This window comes from Pseudoalteromonas sp., assembly GCF_018402495.1.
Lineage (GTDB): Bacteria > Pseudomonadota > Gammaproteobacteria > Enterobacterales > Alteromonadaceae > Pseudoalteromonas.
In genome coordinates, this window is the sequence record NZ_JAGYIU010000001.1 from 736,104 (window position 1) to 759,551 (window position 23,448).

Genomic DNA, 23,448 nt, shown 5'->3' on the forward strand with positions numbered 1-23,448 from the left:
TAAATTGAGTTAAATTTATAAACGGAGAACACAGTTGGAATTTTTATACGAGTACGGTTTGTTTTTTGCAAAAACCATTACCTTTGTTATTGCAATCGCTGTCATTTTAACTTTAATTGTAAGCTCGGCTGTTAAGCCAAAAGCAAAAAAAGGTGAGATAGAAATTGATGACCTATCAGAGCAATTAGCCAATATTAAAGAAAGCTTTTTAAATAATACGCTAGGTAAAAAAGAACTAAAAGCGTATCAAAAACAGCAAAAAGTAGAGCAGAAAAAGTCACAACATGAAACACCTAAGCCACGACTCTACGTTATTGACTTTAATGGCAGTATGGATGCACATGAAGTTGAAAGTTTACGCGAAGAAGTAACCGCAATAATTTCAATTGCTGATGCTAAAAAAGATAAAGTATTAGTTCGACTTGAAAGTGGTGGTGGTGTAGTACATGGTTATGGTTTAGCTGCTTCACAATTGCAACGCTTCAAATCAGCAGGCATTGAGTTAACTGTATCAATAGACAAGGTAGCAGCCAGTGGCGGATACATGATGGCGTGTGTGGCTGATCATATTATTGCAGCACCGTTTGCAATTGTTGGCTCTATTGGTGTTATTGCACAAATTCCAAACTTTAATAAAATTTTAAAGAAAAATGATGTTGAGTTTGAGCAAATTACCGCCGGCGAATTTAAACGCACGTTAACCTTATTTGGTGAAAATACCGATAAAGCCCGTGAAAAGTTTCGCGAAGAGATAGAGCAAACGCACGTACTATTTAAAACGTTTGTCAGTACTCAGCGTCCGAGCTTAAATATGGATTTAGTGGCAACAGGTGAACATTGGTTTGCAACCCAGGCAATTGAAAAAGGGTTAGTCGATACTATTAAAACCAGCGATGATGCGTTGTTAGAGCAACAACAGCAATATCAAATTTATAAAGTGCAATACAAGATTAAAAAAGGCTTAAGTGACAAGCTGGCAATAGGTTTGAGCCATGGCGTGAATAAAGCGGGTGTAAGTTTGATGTCAAAATTTAAGGCGTTAAACCCTTAATAATTTAAACTCAATAAAAAGCCTTGTTACTTAATGAAGTAGCAAGGCTTTTTTTATAACTAACGATATAAGCTGTTAGCCAATTGATTTGTGGTAGTCCTCTAAATCTTTAGCTGCATTAGGGTCGTTAAAGACACTTTCATCTAGTTCACCCTCACTTTTAGCAACGACACAGGTTACCATACAGTCACCGGTCACGTTTACCGCGGTTCGGGTCATATCAAGAAGCCTGTCTACACCAATGATAATGGCGATGCCCTCAACAGGTAGGCCTACTTGGTTAAGTACCATGGCTAGCATAATTAAACCAACACCAGGTACACCCGCCGTGCCAACAGAAGCAAGCGTTGCAGTTAGTATTACCATTAAGTAGTCAGAAATAGTCAAGTCGACGCTAAATACCTGAGCAATAAATACCGTAGCGACACCTTGCATGATTGCAGTGCCATCCATGTTAATGGTTGCACCTAAGGGAATAGTAAACGAAGCGACCGAATTATTAGCGCCAAGCTTTTTAGTTGCCGTTTCGAGTGTAATAGGCATAGTCGCGCTTGAACTTGAGGTACTAAAAGCAAATAAACAGGTGTGCTTCATTTTAGCTAAAAAAGTGAGCGGGTTTAGTCCGGTGAGTATTTTTAGAAGTAGCGTGTAGTTTATAAATGCGTGTAGTAATAAAGCTAAAACAACCACGCCAAAATACTTAGCGAGACTGACGATTAAATTAAGCTCAATGGTGGTAAACAATTTAGCCATTAAGAAAAATACACCGTATGGGGCAATGTTCATTAGCAAAGTAACCAGTTTTAAAATAACGGTGTTTAGGTCTTCAAAAACAGCAGCTACCCGTTTACCTGTTTTACCGCTAAGTGCCATTGCAATACCAAATAACAATGCAAATACAATAACTTGTAACATGTTGCCCTTTGCCATCGCCTCAAATGGGTTGGTGGGGAACATGTCAATAATAACGCGCGCTAGGGTAGGTGCTTCTTGTGCATTGTAACTTGTTTCAGAAGGTAGCCCTATTCCTTCACCTGGATTAAATAATAACGCCAAAGTAATAGCTAGGGTTATAGCTATTGAAGTTGTAACTAAGTACAAACCAATTGATTTACCGCCTAAGCGTCCTAACTTTTTAGGATCACTTAAACTACAAGTACCACAAACCAGTGATACAAATACTAAAGGAACAACTAACATCTTTAAGCTAGCTATAAATATTTGCCCACCAACGTGAAAAAGGCCATCAACAAAAAAGGCTTTAATTGGCAAAGAGAATAACCCAAGCGGAATTAGGTAATCGTCTTCACCAGCTAATATAGCCTGAAATATAAAGCCTACTGCAACACCAAGCACCATACCAATCATGATGCGAGTAGTTAAACTCATTGAACGGATTTTAGACATATTTCCAATCTATTTTTATAAATTTGGCATAGACTAACAGCATGTAATTTTTTTTACAGAAAAAACGTCAACTTTTTAAAAATTTTTGTAAAAAAAAGAAGTAAAAAACTGAGATTTTAGGCTAAGTTATAGGTTAATATTAAGTGAATAACGCAAAGTTAATAATAACACTAGGGAGAAGTTTATGCCTTCAATAAGGGTGCTCTGCATCATAATGCTCAGTTTTTTAGTAACAGCCTGTGGTGGCGGTGGCTCATTGGAGAAAGAGGGCAGCATAGGGGGGGGGGATGGAACAACACCTGATACACCTACATACACCTTAACAATTAATGGTTACTCACAACTTGATGGAACACAGTCTAATAAAGTTACGGCAGAATCTCCTTTGGATATAAAAGCCACGCTAAAAAAAGACGACGTTATTGTCACAGGCAAGCGTATTACTTTTTCACTGATTGACGAGGTAGGGGTACTGAACCCTAGTTCTGGCTCTGCTTTAACTGATAGTAATGGAGTCGCTAAAATTAATCTTACAGCAGGTACAGTTCAAGGTGCTGGGGAGGTAGTCGCTACCTATTCCGTTGATGGAATTACTTACTCAAAAAGCTTTGCATTTGAATCTACTGGGGATGCAGATAGAGATGACACTAGCTCTTTTACATTATCGCTTGAAGGATATTCCAGAGCTAGTGGTAGTAAATCAAATACGGTGACAGCAGATGCGCCATTAGACTTAAAAGCAACGCTCACTAAAGAGGGCGCTCTTGTTACTGGTGAGCGTGTTATCTTTACATTGGCAGATGATATAGGTAGGCTAAAACCAGATTCAGGTTCAGCAATAACAGACGATATAGGTGTTGCTAATATAGAACTGACAGCCGGTGATACGGAGGGTGCTGGTGAAGTTACAGCTAGTTATACAATTAACGGATTAACTTACACTGATACATTTTCTTTTCAATCAAGCGGTGACCAAGTCGCTTTCACGTTAAATATCCAAGGCTTTTCAACACAGACCGGTGATCAATCAAATACAGTAACAAGTACAGAACCACTCAGTCTAAAAGCGACTGTGTTTGATGATACTGGTGAACCTGTTGTTAATAAAAGCGTTAATTTTATACTTGATGGCGATATTGGTGCCTTAAACCCGGAATCTGGTAGTGTTTTAACAGATAACTCAGGGATAGCAGAAATTGAGCTAACTGCAGGTAATATAGCTGGCGCATCAAAGGTCGTAGCTACCTACAGTAATCAAGGCCAAACATATTCATCAGCACCATTTGACTTTAATGCAGTCATTGTTGAAAAAGCTCAATTAATAGTGAGCTTAGTAAATTCTGATGGTACTCAAACAAGAAATGTTGATCATGAAAACCCTGCAGTCGCTCAAGCTAAGCTTCTTGTTGATGGCCAACCTGGTGCTTATCAATTAATTCAATTTAATGTATCAGGTTTTGGTAAGATTAATCCGTCAAATGGTACTGCTATGACCGACAGTTCAGGAGTCGCCAAAGTTGACCTACTAGCAGGCACAGAGGAAGGAGCTGGTACCATAACTGCAACTTATAAACTTGAAGAAAATATGGTTTATGATTCAAATTCTTACACTTATACGTCAGCTGGTGATGCGCCTTCACCTGGGGCGTCAAATGACTTTACCATAGATTTAAGCTTAGTTTCGTCTACAAGTTTAATGCAAATAAGCGAAATTAGTGCTAATGACAGTGGCTTAGTTAGGGCGACAGTTTTGGACGTTGAAGGCAATCCTGCTGTAGCTAAAGTAGTTACATTTAGCTCAACGTTAGGTAATTTGCTTCCAAGCTCAGGCACTGCTTTAACTGACTCGAACGGAGTTGCAACACTTAACTTAACGTCAGGGACAATTGAAGGTGCGGGTATCGTAACTGCACAATTTGAAGCAGTAGAGAAAAAGCTAGGGTTTTATACGCGTGGTGATGCAATTGACCCCAATCAAAGCAGTGCAGATATTAGATTTAGCATATTAAAAGATTGTCCTACAGATTTTAAAACACTTAGAGATAAAAACTTATGCCAAGAGACGGCTAGTATCTCAGGTGATTCTACAGGCATACTTTTTATAGAGGTAGACAAGAAAGACTCAACTACACCGCTAGCGCAAACGTTAGTGACGGCAACAACCACGATCGGTTCTATCTCTCCTAGTACCGGGACCGCAATTACGGACGAAAATGGTATAGCTCTGTTAGATATTATTCCGGGTCGCGATGTCGGCGCTGGTGAAATTACAGTATCCGTTTTAAATAGTAATTTAACTAAAGCATTTCAAATTGCTGCAGTTGATATTGATATTGCAATATCTAGTTCTGTAGCAAACAACCAATCATTAACAGCTGGTTCAACAGCACTAGTTTCAATAGAAATCACGAAAGATGGTGATTTATATACTGCACCATTAAATGTTGAGTTTTCATCTGGGTGTGTTGCTTCAGATTTGGCCGTTATGGACAAAAGAGTAACCAGTATAGGCGGTTTTGCTCGTTCAACTTATAGACCATTAACATGTGTAGGAGGCGATGTTGTTACTGCTAGCGTTATTACTGGGGGGGATACTGTTTCTGCTAGTACAACAATTCATGTATCACCAGCTAATGTTGGCTTTATTCAGTTTGTTGATGTAACTGAGCCTGTAATATCGCTCAAGGGTACTGGTGGAGAAAATCGAAACGAAATATCGGAAGTGATTTTTAAACTTGTTGATGCTAATGGTAATAATTTGGCATCTAGAACAGTCGACTTTGCATTATCAACTTCAGTAGGTGGTATAACATTAGGTGCCAATTCAGCAATAACAAACGCACAGGGTGAAATTAGAACGACAGTACAATCTGGTGTTGTTGCAACTCCCGTCCGAGTAATTGCATCAATAAATGAAGTAGTCAATGGTGATACGGTAACAGTTTCTGCACCATCAGACGTTTTAGTTATTAGTACAGGTATTGCTGATCAAAATAGCTTTTCACTATCACGCTCTATTTTCAACGTCCATGGACTTAATGTTGATGGCAGCGAGGTATTAGTTAACGCTAGGCTTGCTGATCATTTTAATAATCCAGTACCTGATGGTACCGCAGTTAGCTTTATTACAGAGGGCGGCGTTATTGAGCCTAGTTGTACTACGTCAAATGGGGCTTGTTCTGTGACTTGGCGAAGTAGTAATCCACGACCATTCACTGATTCTATTTATGCAAATACTATTGCTGAAAAATGTGATAGGGGCTTACCGTGTCCTTTAGGAGTACTTAATAATGACTTGACTGTTGATCTTCCATTAGGTGGGCGTGCAACTGTATTAGCCTATGCGATAGGGGAGGAGACGTTTTCAGATTTGAATGGTAATGGTTATTTTGATGGTCAAGACTTTTTTAGTGATCTTTTTGATATCCCAGAAGCATTCATAGATCATAACGAAGATGGTACTTATGGTGGGAAAGACTGCAATACTCCTACAGATGATTGTTCAGGCAATAACTCTAGAGGCGATGAATTTGAGGAGTTTATCGATTTTAACGGTGATGGAGAGTGGACTGAAGGTAATGGTATATACAATGGTTTATTATGCCGACCAGAAGATGCTGCAATAAATTTGTGTAGCCGTGACTTGGTCAATGTTTTTCAAAATCAGGAAATTGTAATGTCTGGTGATGCTGCATTTTTCAGAGTCGTTACTTTTGCCAACGATTGTGCTGCAATACCGGGAGTAATAGCGTCAGAAGTTCGTGTAAACAGTGACCCTGAAAGCCCAATAGTGCGTAGGGTACAAAGCGATATTACGAGCGATAAAATGTGTCAAATTTCACAGATTGATTTAACCGAAGCAACAGGCGTTACAAGTGCTTCTGCAACTGTTTATATTGCAGATATATACAATAACCCCTTACCAATAGACACTGAGGTAAAAATTAGTACAGATCAAGGTAGGCTAACGGGAACAACTGAATATATTTTCCCAAACACAACAACTATCAGGCCGATTAACTTTTCATTTGGTATTTTAAGAGTGCCCGTCGATGATAAAAATGCTGTAGTTAGCGGTAATGTGACAATTACTTCAACGGCAACTTCAGGGCTAGTTTCTTCAGCCTCGATTGCTGTTTTACACGACGCTAAATTATAATTAGATAATGATTAAGTAAAAATGCCAACCATAAGGTTGGCATTTTTGTTTCTATTCTATATATTCCACATCAATTATCCAAAAAACACCAGTTTGTTTAAATTTACAACAAAAATTGTTTGTTTATTCAGTAAATACTGAAAAGTTTGTATTAAAAGCTTGTAAGAACTAGTGTTTGTAGATATACCTATAAATATTCGCGCCGCATGAGTCGGCTAAACACATTTAAAGAACTAGGTTAGAAATAGGCAACTATGGGCAAATCGCTAGTAATTGTAGAGTCACCTGCTAAGGCTAAAACAATTAATAAATACTTAGGTAATGATTTTATCGTTAAGTCCAGTATTGGGCATGTACGAGATCTACCTACATCGGGTTCTGGCAAAACTAAAGTACCGGCAAGCAAAACGCCTGCTGAGGTGCGTAAAATGCCCCCCGATGAGAAAGCAGCGTATAAACAGCAACGTGATTACACTAACTTAGTCGCGCGTATGGGAATCGATCCTGAAAAAGGGTGGGAGCCACATTACGAAATTTTGCCGGGTAAGGAAAAGGTTGTTCAAGAATTACAAAAGCTTGCCCAAAATGCTGATAAAATCTATCTCGCAACGGATTTGGATAGAGAAGGAGAAGCCATTGCGTGGCACCTTCAAGAGATAATTGGTGGCGAACCTGAAAAATATAAGCGCGTTGTATTTAACGAAATCACTAAGAATGCAATACAACAAGCATTCGAAACCCCAGGTGAATTAAACACCGATATGGTTTATGCACAGCAAACCCGCCGTTTCTTAGATCGTGTGGTTGGCTTTATGGTATCACCTTTATTGTGGGCAAAAGTCGCGCGCGGTTTATCTGCAGGGCGGGTGCAATCTGTTGCTGTACGTTTATTAGTTGAGCGCGAACGTGAAATAAAAGCATTTATTCCTGAAGAATTTTGGGATATTCATGCAGATGTTAAAAATAGCGAGTCTGACCTACGCTTAGAAGTCACTAAACAAGCAGACAAGCCATTTAAGCCAGTAAATGAAGCTCAGGCTAGTGCAGCAGTTAAAAGCCTTGAGAATGCCGAGTATAAAGTTGTCAGCGTTGAAGAAAAACCCAGCAAGAGCCGACCAAGTGCGCCATTTATTACTTCAACAATGCAACAAGCAGCAAGTACTCGACTCGGTTATGGCGTCAAAAAAACCATGATGCTTGCCCAGCGTTTATACGAGGGGGGTTATATTACTTATATGCGTACCGACTCAACCAACCTATCAAAAGATGCGGTTGAAATGTGTCGCGAATATGTAACCAATGAGTTTGGTGCCAAATATTTACCTACTGATCCGATTAACTATAGCTCTAAAGGTAATGCACAAGAGGCACACGAAGCCATTCGTCCTTCCAGTGTATCAGTGCTTTCAGGGCATGTTGAAGGCGTGGATGCCGATGCTAAAAAGCTTTATGAGCTTATTTGGCGTCAGTTTGTGGCCTGTCAAATGGTGCCTGCTGAATACGATTTAACCACGTTAACCGTTGCTGCTAATGACTTTACATTAAAAGCAAAAGGCCGTGTTTTACGTTTTGATGGTTGGACTAAAGTGCAACCTGCAGTGCGTAAAAAGAACGAAGAAGATCAATCACTTCCTGCGGTTAAACAAGGCGAAGTGCTGACTTTAATTAAACTTGATCCTAAGCAACATTTTACCAAACCACCAGCTCGTTTTAGTGAAGCAAGTTTAGTTAAAGAACTTGAAAAACGTGGTATTGGTCGTCCTTCTACGTATGCCTCTATTATATCAACGATACAAGATCGTGGTTATGTTCGCGTAGAAAATCGTCGCTTTTTCGCTGAGAAAATGGGCGAGATCGTCACCGATCGCTTGGTTGAAAACTTTACTGACCTAATGAACTTTGACTTTACCGCTAAAATGGAAGGTCGTTTAGATGATATCGCCGAAGGTGAGCGTGTTTGGACACAAGTGCTTGATAAGTTTTACGCTGATTTTTCAACCCAGCTAAACATTGCTAAAGGCGAACCAGAACAAGGCGGTATGCGCCTTAATCAAATGGTAGAAACCGATATAGATTGCCCAACCTGTGGTAGAAAAATGGGTATTCGTACTGCTTCAACGGGTGTATTCTTAGGCTGTACAGGTTATAACCTGCCACCTAAAGAGCGCTGTACTACCACTATGAACTTAGTGTCGGGTGATGAAGCGGTGGCTGCTGATGTTGAAGATGTTGAAACAGAAACACTCATGCAAATGAAGCGCTGTCCAATTTGTGAAACAGCGATGGATTCTTACCTTATCGACGAAACCCGTAAACTGCACGTGTGTGGTAATAATCCTGCGTGTCAGGGGTATGTGGTTGAAGAGGGCACCTTTAAAATTAAAGGGTACGACGGTCCTATTATCGAGTGTGATAAATGTGGTGCTGATATGGAGTTAAAATCAGGTCGATTTGGTAAGTATTTTGGTTGTAACAATGATGAGTGTAAAAATACCCGTAAGTTACTAAAAAATGGCGAAGCTGCGCCACCTAAAGAGGACCCAGTTCATATACCTGAATTAGAATGTGAAAAGTCTGACGCTTATTTTGTATTACGTGATGGTGCAGCGGGTATTTTCTTAGCAGCTAATACCTTCCCTAAATCACGAGAAACACGCGCTCCTAAAGTAGAGGAGTTACAGCGCTTTAGAGATCGTATTTCGCCTAAGTTTTACTACTTAGCTGATGCACCAGCAAATGACCCCGATGGTAATCCTGCGGTTGTGCGTTATAGTCGTAAAAATAAAGAGCAATACGTTATGACTGAAGTTGACGGTAAAGCAACCGGTTGGACGGCGCATTACAGTAGCGGTAAATGGGTAGAAGAGGCAAAGAAAAAAGCCGCGCCAAAAAAGAAAGCCGCCGCTAAAAAAGCCCCGGCTAAAAGTAAGGCAAAAGCTAAAAAAGTCGATGAATAAGTAATTATTCACTGTTTTAAATAATAAAAAACCGGAGCGCACAGCCTGTGACAGTTCCGGTTTTTTTAGCTAAATTAAACCTATCGCAATGGCAATGTAGCCTAAGTTTAATCCGCTTTAATGATTAAATTTTTACAGCAGTCACTGTATTATAGCCCTCAGCTGTAAGTTCATCATTCACACATTTTAAAACATAGTTATACAGCTCTTCATTGCTTATATCGTCTTCTTTAGCCCAACTAACACACATTTCTGTGAATTCCTGAATTATCTCAGCTGAAGCGTCTGTAGCATCGTTTGCAACTACATTGGCAGCAGATAAAACGAAAAATGGTGCAACAATCAACCCAAGTAATAATTTATTCATTTTTTATTCCTAAAAATGGAGCAACAAACGAATTATGCAGTTATACAATGACTGCATAAAACCAATGTAACCAAGCCAGAACATTTCTGCATCCTGATTTTTAATCGAATTTACAATAAAGAAAAACGAAATATTTTTATCGTCAGGATGAACGTATCACGTAAATAAGTTTAACCTTAACTGATTGTGTTACAGCTAAATTTAGGCTAATGTCGCGTTTTAATTTTTAGGTCCCCCTATGTCAGAGCCACACACAAATAATATAAATAAAAAAATACATCCTGTTCACAAAGTAGAGCAGGTACTAGAGTCATTTATATTTAAAGGGCGTTGGTTATTGGCGCCATTTTTTGTCGGTTTACTATTTGCTGTGGTTTTATTGCTAATAAAATTTTTTAAACAGCTGTATTTGATGGGGGTAGCGACGTTTACTGCCAGTAATCAAGAGTTATTGGTGGGTATATTAACTTTGGTTGATACTGCTTTGTTAGCAGGTTTGCTGCTAATTATTATATTTAGTGGCTACGAAAACTTTGTCTCTAAGCTTAATATCGAAAATCATGAGGATCGTCCCGTATGGATGGGAAAAGTGGGGTTTTCTGGTTTAAAAATGAAGCTGATCAGTGCAATAGTCGCGATTTCAGCCGTTGAGCTTTTGAAGGTTTTTATAAGCTCTGCGTCTTACTCTAATGATGAACTGCTTTGGAAAGTGTTGATACACGTTACCTTTGTAATATCGGGTGTATTATTTGCATTTACTGATTATTTAAACAGTAAAACAATTAATCATTAAAAAATGCTATAAAAAAACCCGAGCTCTGCTCGGGTTTTCTTTTTGTAATATTAACTGCAGCGAGCGTAATAACAACCAAATGGCTCAACTGTCAGTGTTTTGTTATTAAGGTTTGCGTTGTGATGAGAAAGGCCGTTATGTTCTTTTTCAACACTTACATTAATGGCAAGCTCTGCTTGTGAAGCACTCAAATTGAATACGCACAACATTTTTTCTTCGTTTAATGTGCGGTAAAACGCTAAAATTGGCTCTGCAGTTTGTATAAATTCAATGTCACCTTCAAGTAACACTTGTTGGTTTTTACGCCATGCCATAAATTCACGATACGCATTTAATATCGAGTTTGCATCATTTTCTTGTTCTGCAACCGCTTGTGATTTATGTTGTTGATCAACAGGTAACCACGGTTTCACTTCACTAAAGCCTGCATTGTGTGCATTGGCATGTGAATTATCAAGGTTTTCCCAAGGCATTGGGGTACGACACCCATCGCGGCCTTTAAAGTTTGGCCAAAATGTAATGCCGTATGGGTCTTGTAAATCTTCAAACGCAACGCTTGCTTCACCGAGTCCGAGTTCTTCACCTTGATACATACACACGCTGCCTCGCAGTGAGGCCAATAGGGCGGTTAACATCTTACATTGCGCAGGATTTACTTCACCCGTTTCGCTCCAACGGCTTGCAACACGTTCCACATCGTGGTTACTAAATGCCCAGCAAGGCCAGCCTTCAGTCATTCGCTCTTCAAGTGTGGTCACTGTGTTACGAATATATTCACTTGAGTAATCATCAGTGAGTAATTCAAAGCTATAACCCATGTGCAGTTTATCGCCGCCTTGGGTATATTCTGCCATAGTAGCTAATGAATCTTCAGATGAAATTTCACCTAACGATACTGTACCCGGGTATTTATTAAGTAAAGTGCGAATATCACGCATAAACTCAATGTTTTCTGGCTGTGTGTTGTTGTAGTAGTGATACTGAAAAGCATACGGATTGTCTTCACTAAAACCACGGCCCTGACGTTTTTCTTTTGGTTTTGCTGGGTTATCACGAAGTTGTGCATCGTGATAACAAAAGTTAATGGCATCTAGTCTAAAACCATCTACGCCTTTTTTAAGCCAAAACTCAACATTATCCAGTACAGCTTGGCGAACATCAGGGTTATGAAAATTAAGATCAGGCTGCTCTGTGAAAAAATTATGCAAATAATATTGCCCACGACGCGGTTCCCACTGCCATGCACCGCCACCAAAAATAGACAACCAATTATTAGGTGCTGTTCCGTCCTCTTTAGCATCGGCCCATACATACCAATCAGCTTTGTCATTGGTTAAGTTTTCACGACTATCAATAAACCATTGATGTTGGTCTGATGTATGGCTAAGTACTTGGTCTATAATAATTTTAATATCGCGTTGATGTGCTTGCGCAATGAGCTCATCAAAGTCGTCTAAATTACCAAAAATTGGGTCAATATCACGATAGTCGCTAATATCATAACCAAAATCTTTCATAGGTGATTTAAAGAAAGGTGAGATCCAAATAGCATCAACCCCTAAGCTTTTAATGTAATCAATGCGATTAATTATCCCTTTTAAATCACCAATGCCATCGTTGTTGCTATCTTGAAAGCTACGCGGATACACTTGATAAATAACCGCACCTTTATACCATTGCTTTTGGGTCATGCTTTTCTCCGTTTTCACACTGCATCTGTGTTGTTCTTTTTTAAGAGGCTATAATCCTCGTTTATTTCAAAAAGCATACTTGAAGCCTGTCATACTGTAAAAAGTCTGCATACGTATGCACTATTTTATGGCTATTAAAATTGGTTAAATACAGTGTTTTTTTCACCTACTTTAGCTATGACTTATTAAGTTTTCCTTTACCAATTATAAAGAGTGAGTTGTTAATTTATTGTTTGCATTATTTAGGTGCGCATAAATAAAGGGCTGCACTAAAGTGGTGTTTTTAAATATTGGTCTTACCAATGTTGTTTGAATAATTAGTGCGTTGAATAATAAATCAAAAAATAAAATAGCCTTGTGTCACTTTATTTATGTTTAATGACGAGCTTGTTTCATATAAAAATAAATAATGACTATCATTAAATTTATAAATTTCTATTGCACCAAAATATCTCAAAATAAAACAGTTACTTACAAAATGAAGTGTAAAAATATTGTTAATTTAATGTCTGTGCTGTTGTTTTGAATACGTATGCATAAAGTTGTTAATAAAATAATACGAGCGTTAATATAAATGCTGACAACAAAATAAGCTCGCAAGCTTAACTATCACTTAAGCAAGCAAGCGGGTATCACATTATGGGTAACGGGAAAACATTATGGCTATGTTCAAACCAAGTATATTAACGCTGGCATTAACGGCAGCCGGATTATCAAGCTTTGCCACTACCGCGGCACAAGAACAAACAATAAAAAATGATGATGTAGAAATCATCGAAGTAAAAGGTTTTCGTGGCAGCGTTGTAGAATCTATAAACACCAAACGCTTTTCTACGCAAGTTGTTGAGTCTATCTCGGCTGAAGATATTGGTAAATTACCAGATTCTTCAATTGCAGAGTCAATTGCACGTTTACCCGGTTTAACAGCACAACGATTAGATGGCCGTGCAAGTAGAGTGAGTGTGCGTGGTTTTAGCGAAAACGAGAGTGCAACTACTTTTAATGGCCGTGAGCAAGTGTCCATCGGTGACAACCGTGGGGTTGAATTTGACCTTTACCCATCAGAAATCATGAGCGGCGTAACTGTTTATAAAACGCCAAGTGCTAGCATTGAAGCAGAAGGTATTGCTGGTGTAATCGACATGCAAACCGTAAAGCCGCTAAGTAAAGGCGAGCGCGTGATCATGTTTAATGGTCAATTAGAGCAAACTGGCTTTGATAAATTAAACCCTGACGGTGACGATAAAGGTTTTCGTGGTACAGTTTCATACATTGACCAATTTGCAGATGACACAATCGGTGTGGCATTTGCGTACAACACAATGAGTTCTCCAAACCAAGAAAAACGATGGAATTCTTGGGGCTACCCTGAATTTAACGGTGGTGATGCTCAAAACTATTCTATTTTAGGTGGTGCAAAACCATTCGTGCGTTCATCAACCCTTGAACGAGATTCTGCAATGCTAGTAGTAGAAGCTGCACCAAATGATCGTTTAAACATGACGTTTGATGCGTTATACGTTGATTTTAACGATGAAAAAATCCTCCGTGGTATTGAAGTGCCATTTGCTTGGGGTCAGGGTAGTATCGACCCAAATAGTGTCACTGTAGATGAGCAGTCTGGCTTTATTACCAGTGCCACAACACAAGGTCAGCGTGTTGTTGTACGAAACGACTATGAAGAGCGAAAAGCAGAGCTATCACAATTTGGTTTTAACGCTAAATACGATATTAATGATGATTGGTCAGTTGAATTCGATGCAAGTCGTGCAGAAGTCGATCGTACTATTTGGAGTATAGAAAGCTACTCTGGCACTGGTCGTGGTGATTCAAATGGTATAGCTGATAACATTGGTTATGCGTTTGACGGTGGTAATACAGGCGCACAATTCACTCATGAACTTGATTACAGCGACTACAATTTAATTCAATTAGGTGGTCCATTATCTTGGGGTGCAAGTAAAGCCTTAAATGACAAATATGGTTTGTCAGGTACGCCTTATGAAAACACTGCACAAGATGGTTTCATCAACGCACCAGAAATAAGCGATGAGCTTTCAACACTAAAGTTAGCAGCAAGCAAAGTGCTTGATAACGAATATTTTAGCCGTATTAATTTTGGTATGTCTTACCGCGACCGAGAGAAAACAAAAGTGTCTGAAGGTTACTTTATGACATTAAAAGGTTTCTCTTTGAATAATCCCGGTATGGTAACAGTACCTGAGCAGTATCGCTTAGGATCAGCAAGTTTAGACTTTATTGGTATGGGCGACATGATTGCTTATGACACCAATGGGTTAGTGAATGATGGTTACTATGATTTATTACAAGAGAGCTTAACGGATCAAAAACATTTAACGCGTTCGTGGACAGTGCAAGAAAAAGTAACCGCTGCGTTTATTCAAGCTGATATTAATGCAGAGATTGGCGGTATCCCTGTAACCGGTAATGTGGGTGTACGTTACGTTCGTACAGAGCAATCATCACAAGGTTTTGAAGCCTCAAATGTTAACGATTTAGTCGTTGCATCACCTACCGATATTAGTCATGACTATTCAAATGTATTACCAAGCTTAAATTTATCGTTTGCAATTGACCAAGAGCAAACCATTCGCTTTGGTGCGGCTAAAACAATTTCACGTGCTCGTCTTGATGAAATGCATGCATCTATCGAAACGAGTTACAACAACGAAAAACCAGATGACAGCGGCAATTATTGGTCTATCTCTGGTGGTAATGCAGAGCTTGAACCAAAAGAAGCAACGGGCTTTGACTTAACATACGAAAATTACTTTAACGCAGAAGGTTATTTTTCAGCAGCTATTTTCTACAAAGATATTAATCAATGGACTTTTGATGAACGCTACGATGTTGATGTAACAGGCAAAGTGGATCCTGCAACAGGAGAAGTTCCTCCAGCAGACAGAAACACGGCAACACGCTCAAGTAAAGTTAATGGTGGCGATGGAAGCTTATGGGGATATGAGCTGTCGCTTTCGTTCCCATTTAGTATATTACATGAGTCTTTAGAAGGTTTTGGTTTAATTGCCAGCCATACAGGTGTTGAGCAAGACCTAACAGATCAAAATGGTAATGACTATGAGTTACCTGGCCTATCAGACAAAATTGATAGCTTAACTGTGTATTACGAGCGTCACGGCTTTCAAGCACGTACCAGCATGCGTAAACGCAGCGACTTTAAAGGGGATATATACGGTTCTGGCTTTGCAACACAGCAAGTAGATATCCTTGGTGAAACAATTTGGGATGCACAAATTGGTTATGACTTTAGTGAAGCGGGTATCGCTGGCTTAGAGGGATTGTCAGTACAATTCCAAGTACAAAATATCACTGAAGAACCATTTACATCATTGCAAGGTGATAACGCATTACAAGTGCGTGATTATCAAGATTACGGGCGTACTTACTTGTTAGGTTTTAGCTACAAGTTATAACAACTAACGCGATATAACAGCCCTTGTGATTTGTTTTACAGGGGCTTTTTTATAATGATTTTACCAAATAATTTAATCTGCTTATTACAAAGTAAATTGTGGGGAAAATATGCAACCAATTAAACACGTTGTGATCGCAGGCGGAGGCACAGCAGGGTGGATAGCCGCATCATTGCTTAATAAAGTATTGGGTAAAGTCATTAATGTTACCCTGATAGAATCAAGTAGCATTGGTACAGTCGGGGTAGGAGAGGCAACTATTCCTCCTATAATGCAACTAAATAATGCATTGGGTATCAATGAGCAACAATTTATAAACGCCACTAATGCAACGATTAAGTTAGGTATAGAGTTTGAAAACTGGAAAACCCCATTACACAGCTATATGCATGCATTTGGCACCTTAGGTAAAAACTTTCCTTTTTGTGACTTTTATAATTTTTGGTTAAAAGGCCAAGCACAAGGCAACAAAGATGACTTTTGGGATTTTTCTTTAAATTATCAGGCTGCAAAATACAATAAATTTGCCCCGATCAACACTATTCCCAACACGTCGTTGCCAGGATTAAGCTACGCGTATCACTTTGATGCCAGCTTATATGCCGAGTTTTTAAAGCACTTAGCCACTGAGCGGGGTGTAAAACACCTAGATGCTACAATTAGTGAGGTTAAGCAGTGCCCAAGTAGTGGTGATGTTCAAAGCCTAATCCTTGATAATGGCAGCAGTATTAGCGGCGATTTATTTATAGATTGTACAGGCTTGCGTGCCTTACTGATTGAGCAAACACTCAACACAGGGTTTGTAGATTGGTCGCACTACTTACCCTGCGATAGTGCTATTGCAGTGCAAACTGCCTCAAATAATGAGCTAAAGCCTTATACACGTTCAATTGCGCACAGTGCTGGCTGGCAGTGGCAAATTCCATTACAGCACAGAATGGGCAACGGCTTAGTTTATGCTAGTCGCCACTTATCTGACGAGCAAGCGAAGCAACTATTGTTAGAAAATCTCCCCGCTGAGCCTATAACAGAGCCACGATTAATTAAGTTTAAAACCGGTCGTCGTGTAAAACAGTGGCACAAAAACGTCGTGGCTGTTGGCTTATCGAGTGGGTTTTTAGAGCCCCTTGAATCAACCAGTATTCATTTAATACAAAGTACGGTCACTCGTTTAATCAAGTTATTTCCTCATAACGGTATTAGCGACGCATTAGTAAATGTGTTTAATCAGCAAAGTATCACTGAAATTGAACATATCCGCGACTTTATTATTTTGCATTACAAGTTAACCGAGCGAACCGATAGCCCGTTTTGGCGACAATGCCAACAAATGAGCATTCCTGATTCACTGAAAAATAAAATCGAATTGTTTAAACAAACAGGCAAGCTCATCCGTGAAGATGACGAATTATTTGCTGAAGTGGCATGGCAACAAGTCATGATAGGCCAAGGATTAATACCCGATGATTATGGCGCGTTAGCCGACTCATTAACCGATGAGCAATTAACAGAGCTATTTAATAATTTAAAAACATTAATAAATTCAACAGTGGGGCAATTACCTAATCACGCAGTATTTTTAAGTAGTTTAAAACCGAGCTAAAAAATAATTGCCCTGTTGAGCAGTTCAAACCTTGGGTTAACAGGGTCTGAATATAGCGGTGAATACGTATGCAGTTACTGTAACCAAGCGACAGTTAGCTTTAGTATAAACCAATAACAACACTGAAATAAAAATGACACACACAATGAAAAAAAGAGTTTATATACCACTGCTGTTATCTAGCCTATTACTTGGGCAAGGCTGCAGTGATGATGATAAAAACACAGCAGTAAACCCAGCTGTTGCTCAAACTGAACCAGTAAAGCCAGTGGTTTATCAAGTATTCACCCGTTTATTTGGTAATACTAAAACCGCAAACATTCCGTGGGGTACTAAAGAGCAAAATGGCGTGGGTAAGTTTGCTGATTTTAACGATGCTGCGCTTCAAGGCATTAAAGAGTTGGGTACTACGCATGTTTGGTATACCGGCGTTTTACATCATGCCTTAGTGGGTGATTACACCGAATATGGTATTAACCAAGATGATCCTGATGTGGTTAAAGGTCGTGCAGGCTCGCCCTATGCAATTAAAGATTATTACGATGTAAACCCTGATTTGGCCATTAATGTAACTAATAGGCTTGAAGAGTTTAGTGCGTTAATTGAACGTACTCACGCGCAGGGAATGAAAGTGATAATAGACATTGTGCCAAACCATGTAGCTCGTAATTATCATTCAACAGCTAAACCTAAGGGCGTGAAAGACTTTGGCGAAGACGACGATACCAGCGTAGAGTATGCGCGCGATAACAACTTTTACTATGTTACTGGGCAGTCATTTGCCGTACCAACCAGCGTACACTACCAAGTGCTAGGCGGTAATGCCCACCCATTAGCCGACGGCAAATTTAATGAAACCCCAGCAAAATGGACCGGTAATGGTGCGCGTGCCCCTAAACCCGACATAAACGACTGGTACGAAACAGTTAAAGTTAACTACGGCGTTAAACCTGACGGCAGTTACGACTTTCCCACTTTACCTAAGGCACTCGAAAACCAAGATTACCGTGCCCATTACGCCTTTTGGCAAGATAAAGCGTTGCCTAATAGCTGGTACAAATTTAGAAATATCGCACTTTATTGGTTAGACAAAGGGGTAGATGGCTTTCGTTATGATATGGCCGAAATGGTGCCAGTTGAATTTTGGAGTTTTTTAAATTCATCAATAAAAATGCATAAACCGGATGCGTTTTTACTCGCCGAGGTTTACAACCCATTAATGTACCGTGCCTACATTCATCAAGGGAAAATGGATTACTTGTATGACAAAGTAGGCTTTTACGACACCTTAAAAGCCATAATGCAAAACAAGCAACCCGCCAACACCTTGTTTAGTGCCCAGCAACAAGTGGCAGACATTGAGCAACATATGCTGCACTTTTTAGAAAACCATGACGAACAACGTATCGCAAGCCCTGATTTTGCCGGTGATGCTGCATGGGGTAAGCCTGCTATGGTGGTGTCTCATTTAATAAGCCGCTCACCAACGTTACTTTATTTTGGCCAAGATGTGGGGGAAGACGGCTCAGAAAACGCAGGGTTTGGGACGGCAACCCGGACCAGTATTTTTGATTACATAGGTGTGCCTGCGCATCAAGCATGGATGAATAACGGTAAGTTTGATGGCGGTCAGTTAACAACTGAACAAGTGCAATTACGCCAATATTATATTTCAATTATGGCGCTTAACGACTTACCAGCGATTGTGGCCGGTGATATGAGCCCATTAATGGTGACTGGCAGCGATAGCGTGATTGGTTTTGCGCGCACGTTAGGCCAACAATCACTTTGGGTACTAAGTAACTTTAGCCAACAAGCTCAAACCGTTACCGTTACATTAACGCCAGAGCAGGCAACAACATTTAAAGCGAATTCAACATTACATGACCTTTTAGAGACGCATAACGCTGTTTTGGTTAGTGCCGATCAACAAAATACCACATTTACTCTGACCCTTGATGCACTTGGCAGTGCGGTTTTAACGAATAAGGCTGAAAATGAATCACAATAAAAACAAACCGGATTTAAGCTTTTGGCAAATATGGAATATGTGCTTTGGCTTTTTAGGCATTCAATTTGGTTTTGCACTACAAAACGGTAACGTAAGCCGAATATTTCAAACCCTTGGTGCAAACATTGATGATATTCCTATTTTGTGGATTGCCGCGCCGTTGACGGGGTTAATTGTGCAGCCAATTATTGGTTATTGGAGCGATAAAACCTGGGGTAAATTAGGTCGACGTCGACCATTCTTTTTATACGGCGCTATTTTAACCACGCTATCATTATTTATTATGCCAAACTCACCCACGCTTTGGATTGCAGCGGGAATGTTATGGATAATGGATGCCTCTATCAATGTCACTATGGAACCCTTTAGGGCGCTGGTTGGCGATAACCTGCCAAATAAGCAGCGTGCCAAAGGCTATGCCATGCAAAGCTTTTTTATTGGTGTTGGTGCTGTGGTTGCTTCTGCACTGCCTTGGATGATGACCAACTGGTTTGATATTGCCAATACCGCAGCCGCTGGGCAAATTCCTGATTCTGTAAAGTATTCATTTTACTTGGGTGGGGTTATTTTATTTATTGCCGTGGGTTGGACCATTTTAACCACCAAAGAATATTCACCTGAACAACTCGCTGCTTTTAACGAGCAAGACAACCATCAAGCACACGAAGCTGTAGCCAATAACGTTAACTTTAATAAAGGAGGCGTTATTTTCACTTTATTAGGTTTAGCTGTACTAGGGCTTGTAACAGGGCTGAATCTCGAAAAAGAGCTGTACTTACTGGCTGCTGGTTTAGTGAGCTTTGGCGTTATTCAATTTATTGCCGCGGCATTAAAAGCTAAGCAACACACCGCTGGTGGGTTTTACCAAGTAATAAACGATGTGTTCACCATGCCAGATACCATGAAGCAACTAGCGTGGGTGCAATTTTTTAGCTGGTTTGCGTTGTTTGCTATGTGGATTTATACCACCTCAGCGGTAACCAGTTTTCATTATGGCAGTAGCGATACCAGTTCAGCGGCATATAACAACGGTGCAGACTGGGTCGGTATTTTATTTGCCGCTTATAATGGCTTTGCTGCTATTGCTGCTTTATGTATCCCGATCATCGTTAAACGTGTTGGTATAAAAATAGCGCATGCGCTTAACCTTATTTTAGGTGCGTTAGGTTTAGCCAGCTTTATGTTTATAAACGATCCAAGCTTACTGATTTGGCCCATGATTGGCGTGGGGTTTGCGTGGGCGTCTATTTTGTCATTGCCTTACGCCATGTTAAGTACCTCAGTACCGAGCCACAAAATGGGCGTATTTATGGGAATATTTAACTTTTTTATCGTCATCCCGCAGCTCTTAGCGGCCAGTGTACTGGGGCTTATTTTACGCCATTTCTTCGATAATCAACCTATTTATGCACTGATACTGGGCGCGGTGTCTTTGGTACTTGCTGCTGTTGCTGTATTGCGTGTTAAACAGTCTTAATTTAAGGGTCTAAAATGAAAAAATATAACCTCATTACCGCGACTTTATTAGCTGTGGGTTTAGCTGCCTGTGGCGCGCAAAATACGCAAACCAATACTGGGGTGCAAACCTCAGTAAGTGCACCTGGCGCACCCGGCGTAGAGCCATTTTGGGCGTATTCGGGCAAAACCGGTATTGGTACATCGTTTGAGCAATACCAAGATGGCCAATACAGTGATAGCGCCGCCACTGGCACAGTGTCAAAAGTATGGTTTTCGATTGCCAAAGGCATGATCACCGAAACCATGTTTGGGCTTATTCACCAAGCACAAATTAAAGACATGCAATTTATAGTGGTGGGCAAAGATTTTACAGTCACCGAAGCGGACGATTTAGACGTTACCATTGACTACTTGTACAAAGACGACAAAGGCCGCCCGTTATCATTGGCTTACAAAGTAACAAGCAAAGACAAACAAGGGCGCTTTAGCCTCGAAAAACACATATTTACTGATCCAGACGGGCAAACGTTATTTGTGCGCAGTATTTTTAATACCGAGCTTGAAGGCGTAAACGCTTTTGTTACCGTTAACCCTTACATAAACAATAACGGCTTAGATGATTTTGCAAAAACCACCGAGCAAGGCTTGGTTGCATGGCAAGATGATAATTATTTAACATTACAAAGCGCACAGCCATTTAAACAAACAAGTGTCGGTTTTACGGGCGTAAGTGACGGTTTAAGCCAGCTTAAAACAACTCAGCAGCTTACCCAACTTTATAAAAATACCGGCGAGCAATCGGGTAATGTGAGTTTATTGGCAGAGCTAGGTGAAATTGGCAAAAATACGCAGTTTGATTTAACCCTGAGTTTTGGCAACAGCGAGCAAGCTAGCTTTAAAGAAGGCCAAGCAAGTTTAGCCCGTGGTTACCAAACTGTGCTTGATAACTACAATGGTAAAGGTGAGGCGATAGGCTGGCAGGATTACCTCAACAGCCTAGCCCCGCTTGAAAGCCTAGTTAGCAGCACCACAGATCAGGGTAAATTACTCTACACCAGCGCCTTGGTACTAAAAGCACAAGAAGATAAAACCCATGCAGGGGCGCTTATTGCGTCTTTATCTAACCCATGGGGCGAAACCGTATCGGCTAAAACCGGCTCTACCGGTTATAAAGCAGTATGGGTACGCGACTTTTACCAAGTTGCCATGGCCTTTATGGCAATAGGCGATACTGCAACCGCTAAAACCGCATTTGAATATTTAGATAAAGTACAAGTAAACAGCAAAACCCCGGGCAATAAAGGTGATACAGGTTGGTTTTTACAAAAAACACACGTTGACGGCGAGCTTGAATGGGTAGGCGTACAGCTAGATCAAACAGCCATGCCTATTATGCTGGCGTGGAAGCTTCATCAAGCTGATGTATTAACCGATGGCGAACTAACTGATTGGTATACCCGTATGTTAAAACCCGCAGCTGATTTTTTAGTGGATGGCGGGCGCGCTAAAATTTTGTGGAACGACACACAAATAACGCCACCGGCCACGCAACAAGAGCGCTGGGAAGAGCAAGAGGGGTATTCGCCATCAACCACCGCTGCGGTTATAGCCGGATTAATTACCGCCGCCGACATAGCCAACATGGCGGGTGATGAAGCCAATGCCAAACGCTACCTTGCAACCGCAAAAAGTTATAATGCCGACATTGAAAACACCATGTTTACAACCCAAGGCAACCTTGACTCAACAGCAAGCGACGGCGAATATTTTATTCGTATTGGCCAAGATAAAGACGCCAACTCAAACACTAAAATTAATGCCAATAATGGCCGTGAAGGCTTTAATAAAAAGCAAATTCTCGATGGTGGCTTTTTAGAGCTGGTACGTTATGGGGTGCGCGATGCACTTGCCCCCAGCATTGTTAAAACTTTACCTGAGTATGATGATCAAACCTTAGAAGATAACTTGCAAGTGCATTACACATTTGAGTTTGCCGACGGCTCAGGCACTTTCTCAGGCTATCGCCGCTATGGCAACGACGGTTACGGTGAAGACGAAATAACGGGCACAAACTACGCGCAAGGCGGTATAAAAACCCCAGGGCAACGTGGGCGAGTATGGCCGTTTTTTACCGGTGAGCGAGGTCATTATGAAATTGCTGCTGCCAATGCCACAAATAGCCTTGATACCGCTAAGCAAAACGCCATTAAAAATACCTATGTAAAAGGCATGGAAACATTTGCTAACCAAGGATTTATGCTACCAGAGCAAGTATGGGATGGCGTAGGGGTTAACAAAGCAGGGTATAAACTAGGCGAGGGCACTAACTCAGCCACACCACTGGCGTGGACCCATGCTGAATACATTAAACTACTTCGTTCATTACACGACAAGCAAGTGTGGGATCATTACCCAATAGTTGAACACGCACTGCAATAACCTTTATCAGCAAATGACTAGCCGTAGTAACGTACGGCTAGGCGCATTTATTAAAAT

General features: G+C 40.4%; 12 protein-coding genes. 9 read left to right on the forward strand and 3 right to left on the reverse strand.

Annotated features, from left to right (window positions below; genetic code table 11):
* The first annotated feature begins 34 nt into the window (after nucleotides 1-34).
* Nucleotides 35-1,051 (forward strand): protease SohB, encoded by a 1,017-nt coding sequence (gene sohB / locus KG708_RS03365; protein WP_213608111.1) that lies wholly within the window; start codon nucleotides 35-37, stop codon nucleotides 1,049-1,051.
* 75 nt (nucleotides 1,052-1,126) lie between these two features.
* Here the strand turns inward: sohB and KG708_RS03370 are convergent, their stop codons facing one another.
* A complete protein-coding gene (locus tag KG708_RS03370; RefSeq protein WP_213608112.1) occupies nucleotides 1,127-2,458 on the reverse strand; it encodes a dicarboxylate/amino acid:cation symporter in 1,332 nt (443 codons plus the stop codon).
* Nucleotides 2,459-2,672: 214 nt separating this feature from the next.
* Between KG708_RS03370 and KG708_RS03375 the strand changes: the two genes are divergently transcribed.
* Nucleotides 2,673-6,617: an Ig-like domain-containing protein gene (locus tag KG708_RS03375; protein WP_301003030.1), complete on the forward strand. Its 3,945-nt coding sequence runs from the start codon at nucleotides 2,673-2,675 to the stop codon at nucleotides 6,615-6,617.
* 254 nt (nucleotides 6,618-6,871) lie between these two features.
* On the forward strand, nucleotides 6,872-9,574 hold the full coding sequence (gene topA, locus KG708_RS03380) for a type I DNA topoisomerase (RefSeq protein WP_213608114.1): 2,703 nt from the start codon (nucleotides 6,872-6,874) through the stop codon (nucleotides 9,572-9,574).
* A 124-nt stretch (nucleotides 9,575-9,698) separates the two neighbouring features.
* Here topA and KG708_RS03385 read toward each other — a convergent pair whose 3' ends face one another.
* A complete protein-coding gene (locus tag KG708_RS03385) occupies nucleotides 9,699-9,941 on the reverse strand; it encodes a hypothetical protein (protein ID WP_213608115.1) in 243 nt (80 codons plus the stop codon).
* Between the two features lie 238 nt (nucleotides 9,942-10,179).
* On the opposite strand from KG708_RS03385, the gene KG708_RS03390 reads away from it, so the two are divergent.
* Complete coding sequence (locus tag KG708_RS03390; RefSeq protein WP_213608116.1) at nucleotides 10,180-10,734, forward strand: TIGR00645 family protein; 555 nt, start codon at nucleotides 10,180-10,182, stop codon at nucleotides 10,732-10,734.
* Nucleotides 10,735-10,784: 50 nt separating this feature from the next.
* On the opposite strand, the gene KG708_RS03395 is transcribed toward KG708_RS03390, so the two are convergent.
* Nucleotides 10,785-12,425, reverse strand: a complete 1,641-nt coding sequence (locus tag KG708_RS03395; RefSeq protein WP_213608117.1) for an alpha-glucosidase family protein — start codon at nucleotides 12,423-12,425, stop codon at nucleotides 10,785-10,787.
* 659 nt (nucleotides 12,426-13,084) lie between these two features.
* Between KG708_RS03395 and KG708_RS03400 the strand changes: the two genes are divergently transcribed.
* The 5 genes from KG708_RS03400 (at nucleotide 13,085) to KG708_RS03420 (ending at nucleotide 23,391) form a co-directional block, all read left to right on the forward strand.
* Entirely contained in the window at nucleotides 13,085-15,880 is a 2,796-nt protein-coding gene (locus KG708_RS03400; protein ID WP_213608118.1) for a TonB-dependent receptor, read from the forward strand.
* A 109-nt stretch (nucleotides 15,881-15,989) separates the two neighbouring features.
* The gene (locus KG708_RS03405) at nucleotides 15,990-17,483 is read left to right on the forward strand and encodes a tryptophan halogenase family protein (protein ID WP_213608119.1); all 1,494 of its coding nucleotides are present in this window, start codon (nucleotides 15,990-15,992) and stop codon (nucleotides 17,481-17,483) included.
* Between the two features lie 145 nt (nucleotides 17,484-17,628).
* Nucleotides 17,629-19,494 (forward strand): alpha-amylase family protein, encoded by a 1,866-nt coding sequence (locus tag KG708_RS03410; protein ID WP_213608120.1) that lies wholly within the window; start codon nucleotides 17,629-17,631, stop codon nucleotides 19,492-19,494.
* Complete coding sequence (locus KG708_RS03415; RefSeq protein ID WP_213608121.1) at nucleotides 19,481-20,971, forward strand: MFS transporter; 1,491 nt, start codon at nucleotides 19,481-19,483, stop codon at nucleotides 20,969-20,971. The genes KG708_RS03410 and KG708_RS03415 overlap by 14 nt, the downstream gene beginning before the upstream one ends.
* Nucleotides 20,972-20,985: 14 nt before the next feature.
* Entirely contained in the window at nucleotides 20,986-23,391 is a 2,406-nt protein-coding gene (locus tag KG708_RS03420; RefSeq protein ID WP_213608122.1) for a glycoside hydrolase family 15 protein, read from the forward strand.
* The last annotated feature ends 57 nt before the right edge of the window (nucleotides 23,392-23,448 follow it).